Origin of the sequence: Porphyromonas sp. CAG:1061 (assembly GCF_000435035.1) — a bacterium.
GTDB lineage: Bacteria > Bacteroidota > Bacteroidia > Bacteroidales > Porphyromonadaceae > Porphyromonas_A > Porphyromonas_A somerae.
Window position 1 is genome coordinate 1 of sequence record NZ_HF988891.1, and the last position, 7,852, is coordinate 7,852.

7 protein-coding genes are annotated in these 7,852 nt (G+C 50.3%); 2 read left to right on the forward strand and 5 right to left on the reverse strand.

From position 1 onward, the window contains the following. The coding region (locus QVO39_RS02910) for a hypothetical protein (RefSeq protein ID WP_288171696.1) at positions 1-206 on the forward strand (206 nt) is incomplete at its 5' end. Here the strand turns inward: QVO39_RS02910 and QVO39_RS02915 are convergent. The 5 genes from QVO39_RS02915 to QVO39_RS02935 form a co-directional block, all read right to left on the reverse strand. Further along, positions 153-1,049 (reverse strand): O-fucosyltransferase family protein, encoded by an 897-nt coding sequence (locus tag QVO39_RS02915; RefSeq protein WP_021902953.1) that lies wholly within the window; start codon positions 1,047-1,049, stop codon positions 153-155. The two genes, QVO39_RS02910 and QVO39_RS02915, sit on opposite strands and share 54 nt — an antisense overlap. A gap of 3 nt (positions 1,050-1,052) precedes the next feature. Beyond that, on the reverse strand, positions 1,053-2,561 hold the full coding sequence (locus tag QVO39_RS02920) for a lipopolysaccharide biosynthesis protein (RefSeq protein WP_021902954.1): 1,509 nt from the start codon (positions 2,559-2,561) through the stop codon (positions 1,053-1,055). A gap of 32 nt (positions 2,562-2,593) precedes the next feature. Continuing rightward, positions 2,594-3,082, reverse strand: a complete 489-nt coding sequence (locus QVO39_RS02925) for a gliding motility lipoprotein GldH family protein (RefSeq protein ID WP_288171697.1) — start codon at positions 3,080-3,082, stop codon at positions 2,594-2,596. A gap of 28 nt (positions 3,083-3,110) precedes the next feature. Then, the gene (locus tag QVO39_RS02930; protein ID WP_021902956.1) at positions 3,111-4,439 is read right to left on the reverse strand and encodes a PSP1 domain-containing protein; all 1,329 of its coding nucleotides are present in this window, start codon (positions 4,437-4,439) and stop codon (positions 3,111-3,113) included. Between the two features lie 102 nt (positions 4,440-4,541). After that, positions 4,542-6,920, reverse strand: coding sequence for a TonB-dependent receptor (locus tag QVO39_RS02935; RefSeq protein ID WP_021902957.1), 2,379 nt, complete (start codon positions 6,918-6,920; stop codon positions 4,542-4,544). 193 nt (positions 6,921-7,113) lie between these two features. On the opposite strand from QVO39_RS02935, the gene QVO39_RS02940 reads away from it, so the two are divergent. Further along, positions 7,114-7,852, forward strand: a 739-nt coding sequence (locus tag QVO39_RS02940) for a cation transporter (RefSeq protein ID WP_288171698.1), incomplete at its 3' end; no start/stop codon positions are given.

Sequence of the window (7,852 nt, forward strand, 5' to 3'; positions counted from 1 at the left end):
GCTATCTGAATGGCACCCTGTCGGGGGCTCTGCGGGAGGGTATCTTTATCGGACAAGTCGGACGAGTCGGACAGGTCGGACGCTGTGATAGATGGATGGGTGGTGACTGTGGCTGGTCACCTATCTTTTTAATTGGGAGGGGTGGGGGGTGGCTAGATATTGGCGTAGATGCTGAGGGTCTCGAGTGGGACGTTGCCGAGCTCTGAAGCGACTTGGGAGTAGTTGCTCTCTGGGGTGGTGAGGATACGGTCGCAGTGCGAAAGGGCGAGTAGCTCGCCGAGGGATTGTATTACTCCTTTCAGTGTGTCGGGGTCGGCAACGCTGTGGGGTACATAGACGCGCTCTCTAAAGATGGTGGCGAGCCGCTCACGCTCATCTTTGGAGGTGGTGGCGATGTAGAAGTTGGTCTCTCTATCGGCCTCTATCATCTCTTGCATCCGCTTGATGAATAGTTCGATGGGGCATTCGTTGAACGTGGAGCGGGAGTTGGCTCTTCGATTGATATGCACTCCTACCACGCTATTTTTCCAGCTTGCCATAATGGAGAGTACCACGTTATTGACCTCCACGGTCGATTCTAGCACATCGTACATTCCGTAATAATTGCCGAAGCTCTGGTCTGTGGCAATCAGTAGGGACTTCTCTCCATCTTTGAGAAGAGCCTCTAGCTCGTCTCGGTCGCGTGAGATCATCCGTGCGAGATGACTGCCAAAGAGTACTCTATCGTACCTCAGTGATACGATGGGGTAGGAGAGGTATAGGTTATTGATCATGGGTGGCATATTTAGTAGCGTATCCCATGTTTCAGAGGCTCTCAAAGTGATCTCCTTCGTGGCTAGTCTGGGGACAAGGGTGAAAAGTCGGTCTGTGGATACCGGCATCTCTTCGTCGGTATGCCAAATGATCTCGAGAGGGCGGTGATACTTCTCTGCCAAGTAAATCATCGAAGCCACCGTCCGTACTCTACTTGCTACTCCTCCCATGGGCACTAGTGTGATGCCCTTTGCCTGTAGCTTGCTCTCCTCTTGCTTCTCTACCACCTCACTCATCGCTTACTCTCCTTTTTTCTTAGTCCAAAAATCCATGATTAGCTCCTTTACCTGTGCCTCGAGACCTCTAAACGTCTCTAGCCTACGCATGAGCCACCAGCCAAATATACCAATTACCAACGACCTCCACACACTATCGAGCAACGGATGCCCTGCGTGGGGGAGTAGATAATTGACCAACATCAATAGCCCAAAGAGAGCTACAATCCGCACCAGCTCTCTACTAAGCGGGGTGATTTGTAGCTTTCGCCAAAGCACCAATTGCTGAAAGGTGTAGCTCACCCCAAAGGTAATCATCGTAGCCACAGCGGCTCCGACCATTCCCCAGAGCTCGATCAGGTAGAGATTGAGCAGGATGGTGACCACTACCACTATTATGGTGTAGGCGAGGGTCCAGAAGTAGTACTTGGAGTACCTCAGTATGCCATTGCCGAAGCTAAAGGCGAGGTCGATTAATTTCCCTAACCCCAAAAATAGCACCACTCCTTTGCCGAGTGCATAGGTTTCGCCATTGGGAATGAGCCAAAAGAGCAGGTCGATATTGACCCAAATCGCCAGTAGTAGCAATGCCCCTACCAATAGCTGATAGCACGATACTCGGCGATAGAGCTGATTGAGCCGAGCGGTATCGCCACTGTGGATCGCCTCTGAGGCAAAGGGCGACGACATGGCACTGAGCGAGCGTGAGGGCATCTCAATTACCGCCACCACATAAAAGGCGATGGTGTAGATACCAGCTGATGCCATCCCGAGTTCGGCAGAGACCATAAAGAGGTCGAGGCGCTGCACGATGCTGCTGCCCATAGCACTCAGGAGTGTGAAGAGGGTGTAGCGTCGGAAGTCTTTCCGCACGTCGGGAGTGATGGGTTCGATAGGTGCGCTAAGTGCCTGAGGCGATATCCGTAGGCTGTAGAAGAGGGTGACACACATCATTACTCCATAGGAGAGCACAAAGGCGATCACAAAGAGGTCGAAGTCGATCCAGCCGATCCCATAAGCGATGTATGCCACGAGTAGCAGGAGCCGGAGCAGTACTTCGCGGCTCACTTTGGGCAATACTATACGCTGCTTTAGGCTACAGTAAACCTCGAGTAGGGTTTGGTAAAGGATGAAGAGTACCAGTGGCAGGACCATATAATAGTACCGCCGGAAGAGGTCTTCTTCCCCTCCTTTAGGGGAGAAGTAGGCGACCAGGGGCTCTTTGAATAGGAGGTAGGCACCGCCAAATATCAATAATCCTAGGAGTGGAATGGTGAGTAGCAGACGAAAGAAACCCCTATCTCGTCCATCATCTGTACGAAAATAGGGGTAATAGCGAATGCTGGAGCTATTGGTTGCCAAAAGGGCATAGCCCGAAACCAAAGTGGCGGCTTCGACCAACACCCTTGTGAGACCAATCTCCTCGGGGGTTAGTAGGCGGGTGATGACAAAGAAGGTGCTTAGGAAGCCGATCCCCGCACCGATTAAATTGGTGAGGGTACCTTTGAAGCTCTGCCTAAATACCACGTTCATACCGCTTGCCTATGCCTTAAGTCGCTCGTGAATTATTCTCGAGGGGTCATTGTGAGCCCTACCTCTACCACTCCTTTGACGATGGAGTCGGTGGAGAGTTGCCGGACGCTGTAGGTGTAAACCCCTTGCTCGGGGTACTGCACGCCTTCCTCTATCCGAAGGCTCTGCTCGTAGATCGCAAAACCTCCACTCCTTAGCCGAAGGTGAGATAAGGGTACATTGACCACTCGTGTGGTGAAGTGCCGAGAGGGGGTCTCGAAAGCAACCCCTATCGGTAGTTGCTGGTATCGGATGTCGCGCTTCAGGCGTAGGACGAGATCTACATCATACAATTGTGTACTATCGAGGTCGCTTGTGCTGAAGAATATTTCCTGATCTTGTGACCACGCCTCATCGGGAAGCTGCTCAAAATAGTGGTACCGAGGTTCGTTGGGCTTACAGCCAACGCTGACCACTATCCAAAGCACTATCCATGCCACTTGGACTACAAGTTTGGCACTCGCCATACCACCACCTTTCATATCCCCTTTGGCAGCTCTTCTTACCTACTTAGTCCGATGGATTCCCGTCACGATTGTTGCGACCTCTTCGGTCCCGCCTATTTCGTGCGGTGCCCTCAGAGGCTTGAGCTTGAGGCTGGCGGTTGTTATTCCGCCTACGGCGCCGTCTGTTGCCACCCTCCTTAGCGGGGCTGGTGCTCTGTGCGTTGGGAGCTGCTTGCTTCTCTCTATTTTTCTGCCTTCGGTTATTGCCCTTGCTCCGTCTCTGTCTGCGCTCTTTTCGCTCGTCGTCAAAGCGGTTCATGCTACTCTGCAGTAGGAGGTCGTTTTGCGTTTCCTCTACGGTCGCCTTAGGTGCTAGCTCCTCATCGCCTTGGAGGTTGTAGGGGAGCTTGCCCGCTTTATTCTGTGCGATGATCTCATGGGCTCGCTCCTTGGAGATGGTGATGGGCTCAGAGACCTCGCGGCGGTCACGTGCCTTTGGCACGTAGGTGAGCTGACCTGCTAGGATGTCGGCTTTCATAAATCGATAGTCGCCAACGGAGGTTCGTAGCTCTATGGAACGGTGGGGGAGCTGCTGCTGTGCCTCGAGGTAGGTGTCGGCCTCGAAATTAAGGCAGCACTTGAGCTTGGCACACTGACCTGCTAGCTTTTGGGGATTGAGGGATAGATCTTGCAGACGAGCGGCATTGGTGCCTACCGATACAAAACTAGTCATCCAGCCTGAGCAGCATAGCTGTCGGCCACAAGGGCCCAATCCTCCGATCCTTCCCGCCTCTTGTCGAGCTCCGATCTGCTTCATCTCCACACGGATATGAAAGGCCTCTGCCAGCTTTCGGATCAATTGACGGAAGTCTACTCGCCCCTCGGCGATGTAGTAGAAGATGGCCTTTTGCCCATCTCCCTGATACTCTACATCGCCTATCTTCATCTCTAGACCAAGGGCGTCGGCGATCTGGCGACTGCGGATCATTGTCTCTTGTTCTAGGGCTTTGACCTCGTAATACCGCTCCATATCGGAGGGCTTGGCAATACGATAGATGCGGCGTGGCTCGCCATTGGGGTGGCGGTAGTTGACCTTCGCCATCTGCTTTTGTACCAACTTTCCGGTCAGCGTTACCTCTCCAATGTCGTGGCCGGGAAATGCCTCTACCGCAACCATATCCCCCTTGTGGAGGTCTAGTGCCAGGCTATTGAGGAAGTATCCCTTGCGTGTATTCTTGAATTGCACCTCTACAAACTCCTCGCTATTGCACCCCTCTGGAAGATCGCGGAGGTAGTCGGAGACGCTAAGTTTCTTTTTGCGGTTGGCAGCAAACCCTTCGGCTCTAGGCGAGGAGTAGTGTGTACCAATATTATTTATATCTTCTTGGATCATTACTTATTCGATATTATATACAATATCTACAAAGTTACCTTTTTCCAGAGATACCTACAAGTTGGAGAAAAAGGCAATCATCACTTAGACCTTTCTAGAAGTCTATTTGGATGGTACTTCGAAGTTGACTCGATAAGTGATCATTGGGAAGAAGGTGAAATGGTATTGTGTAACGTACCTCTGCCTATCGACATCATACATCTTGGCAGCAACGTTTTTGCGATTGGTGATATTGACAAGATCGATTCCCCACTCTTGCGTAGCCTTTGGCCCGTAGAGACGGAGCCCAAATCGAGTATCTATGCGTAGATATGCGGGGAGCTGGTGTGCCATCCACTGGTCTCTTTGGTAGGTAATTTTATGCTGTGCAATAGACTTGGCTTCGTCCACTGGCGTATACCGAAGTCCCCCTGCTAGAGCCACCTGTGGAGCAGCGAATAGCGTCCATTTCTTATTGAAGGGATGTTCAATGCCACCAGTGATATTAAGGATGTACTTCCCATCAAATGCCGTGCTGAACTCTTGCTGAAGTATGGGGTCGGTGTAGAGCGAACGGTATAGCGTCCCAGAGATGAGTAAGAAGTAATTGTGGCTAAAATACTTCTCAAGAGTCAGCTCCACACCATAGTTTCGTCCTTTGCCAATATTCGTAAGTCCAGGGATCCGCTCCATATTATTCTCCCCAGCTCCATAATTAAGTAAAGAGGTGCCATAGGCATGGTCCTCTGTAGGTATCTCAAAGTGGCTTTGATAGTAGAGCTCAGACTTCAATCTCCAATCACTATTCCACTGATAGCTATAAGATAGGTTGATGTGCCAACTTTTAGAGAAGCCTAAGCTGTGACTGAAGGGATCAAGCTCTCTAGTGCTATCTTTCACGAAAAAGAATGTATGGGGTGGTAGCTGAGCATACAGCCCCCCTGATAGCCCGAGTGTGTGCTGAGAGCCTATCCGGTATTCAAGTCCTGCACGGGGCTCTACTGAGTAGCTGCCATTAAGTGGTAGGTACATATTATGTAACCCTATAGTACTTGATACTCTCTCTGAAAAAAGGTGCTGATATTGTGCATACGCTCTTATGAGACCAAAGCCTGACCGCAGGTCATTGAGGGGAAAGGGATACTCAGAGGAGAGGTTGTAAGCATTGAGGAGATAATAGTCGAGTACTAGCCCGGCGTAGATTTGGTCACGCTGTGATCTGAAACGGTGGTGTATATCGGCTGTCACTGAAAGCTTATGCTCTCGGCTTCTATCTAGGTAAATCATTTTCCAATCACTCGTTTTAGGGAGCATTACCGTATCTACCTTCATATCAACCTTATTGTAGTTCCATGAGAGTGTTGCTTTGAGGTCGGTCTGCGGGCTAAGTTGCCCTTGGTAGGTTAGCCCGACCATTGCCAGTTGGCTCCTTAGCTTTATTAATTGGTCAAAGCTAGTCTCCTCCACCTCTACCGTCGAACCAGAGTTAAGATTGCTCAATTGGATATCTATTCCGCTTGTCCCCATCAATGCGATGAGCGATAATTGATGCTCGTCATTTAGTTGCCAATGGAGTTTTGTGGTGAGGTCTTGATACTTGGGTACCGTGGGCATCTCTTTGTTAAATAGCTTCATAGCGTAGCTCATTAGTTCTGGTATCGAATACCTATATGAGGCAATGTAAGTAAGCTTCTTCTTGTCAATAGGACCTTCGCTCATCAATTCCAGACCATTGTAACCCATTTGAAAGCGCATCTGATGCTGGTGTGGGTTCCCTTTTCGAAGATTGAGATCAAAGATGGCTGCTAGGGCATTTCCTTGTAATGCTTGCCACCCACCCATAATAAAATCGGAATTGGTCACTAAGTTCATATTGAGTGCTGTTACCTGCCCTGCCGTCATACCAATACCTGCATTGAAGTGGTTGGGATTAGGGATCTCAATACCATCCATACGATATTGTACTCCCAAAGGCGAATTACCGCGAACTACTATTTCATTTCGTGAGTCATTGATAGGCATCACACCAGCAAAGCTTCGTACCATACGTGCTGGATCTCCCAACGTCCCTGCATAGCGGTCAGCCTCCTCTACGCTAAAGCTACGAGCACCAGCATAGAGCAGTGGCTGAATGGGGCGGCTTTTATCGTGGATCCGGACAATTTCTACTCCGTCTAGTGTGTAGGAGGCAGGCTCCAGAGAGAGCTCTAGGTACTCCGATCGACCCACGGTGAGGACGATCTCTATCTCTTTTGTTTCATATCCAATGCAGCTGACTCGGAGGTTATGTCGTCCTACAGGGGCAGTGATTGAAAACTTTCCATGGGCATCTGTTGTTATTCCGATAGGAGGGTTCGTCCCCACCACGAATAGAGTGGCATCTGGAATGGCCTCTTTATTTGCCGTGCTGATAATCCTCCCAGTTATGGGAACCATTTGTGCAGATGCGTAAGTGAATAGTGCTATAAGTAGCAGACCAAGTAGAGCAATTCTTCTAAACATATACCTATTATTATTCGCTAATATCTGCCTGCAAATGTACTGTACTACTATTTCAATAGGTTAATATTGACGATACAATTCTGTTAATCTATTACTGTTATTGTGTCTGTTCAATATCACGAAGTATGAGAATGCAAATGGATTGCGGGGAATTATCAGTAACTTGCAAGCGTAATCAAAAAAATAAAGAGAGATGAATATAGAGAGACAGTTTACAGTCACCGGCATGATGTGTGCGGGGTGTGTAGCTACGGTGGAGGGGGCACTCCGCAAGGCAAGTGGGGTGCAGGAGGTATCGGTCAATCTGATGGAGGGACGGACACTTGTTACTTATGACGACCAAGTGACTTCGCCCGAGGAGCTACAACGGATTGTCCGAAGCATCGGGTATGATATGCTGATAGAGGCTGAGGCGAGCAAACGGGAAGCGATCCGTGAGGAGGGGGAGAGCCGTGCGTTGAAGGCTTTGAGACGGCGGTTGATCGTTACGGTGCTGCTTGCTATCATCGCCATGGTGGTGGGTATGTATGGGGGGCATTGGGGTATTTCCTCGGCGTGGGTGCTGAGGATCAATGCGGTGATTGCTACGGTAATACTCCTCTGGTCGGCAGGCGACTACCATCTGCGGGCATGGAAGCAACTACGGCACGCCTCCTTCACGATGGATACGCTAATCAGTATGAGTACGCTCACCGCCTATCTATTTAGCCTAGTACGCTACTTGGCACTCGGCGAGGTGGAGAGTGGCGACCTCTTTGGCAATAGTTACTTCGACGTGGTGGGGATGATCGTCTCCTTTGTGCTACTCGGTCGCTATATAGAGGAGCGGGCGAAGCAACGCACCAATACCGCCCTCCGGCAGTTGATGGCACTGGCTCCCGACTCGGCGATGGTGGAGCGAGAAGGGGTTTGGTTGGAACTTCCCCTAAGCG

Excerpts from the sequence above, each read along its gene's own strand:
- QVO39_RS02915 (WP_021902953.1), bottom strand. The coding sequence starts at position 1,049 with ATGAGTGAGGTGGTAGAGAAGCAAGAGGAGAGCAAGCTACAGGCAAAG.
- QVO39_RS02920 (WP_021902954.1), bottom strand. The coding sequence starts at position 2,561 with ATGAACGTGGTATTTAGGCAGAGCTTCAAAGGTACCCTCACCAATTTA.
- QVO39_RS02925 (WP_288171697.1), bottom strand. The coding sequence starts at position 3,082 with ATGAAAGGTGGTGGTATGGCGAGTGCCAAACTTGTAGTCCAAGTGGCA.
- QVO39_RS02930 (WP_021902956.1), bottom strand. The coding sequence starts at position 4,439 with ATGATCCAAGAAGATATAAATAATATTGGTACACACTACTCCTCGCCT.
- QVO39_RS02935 (WP_021902957.1), bottom strand. The coding sequence starts at position 6,920 with ATGTTTAGAAGAATTGCTCTACTTGGTCTGCTACTTATAGCACTATTC.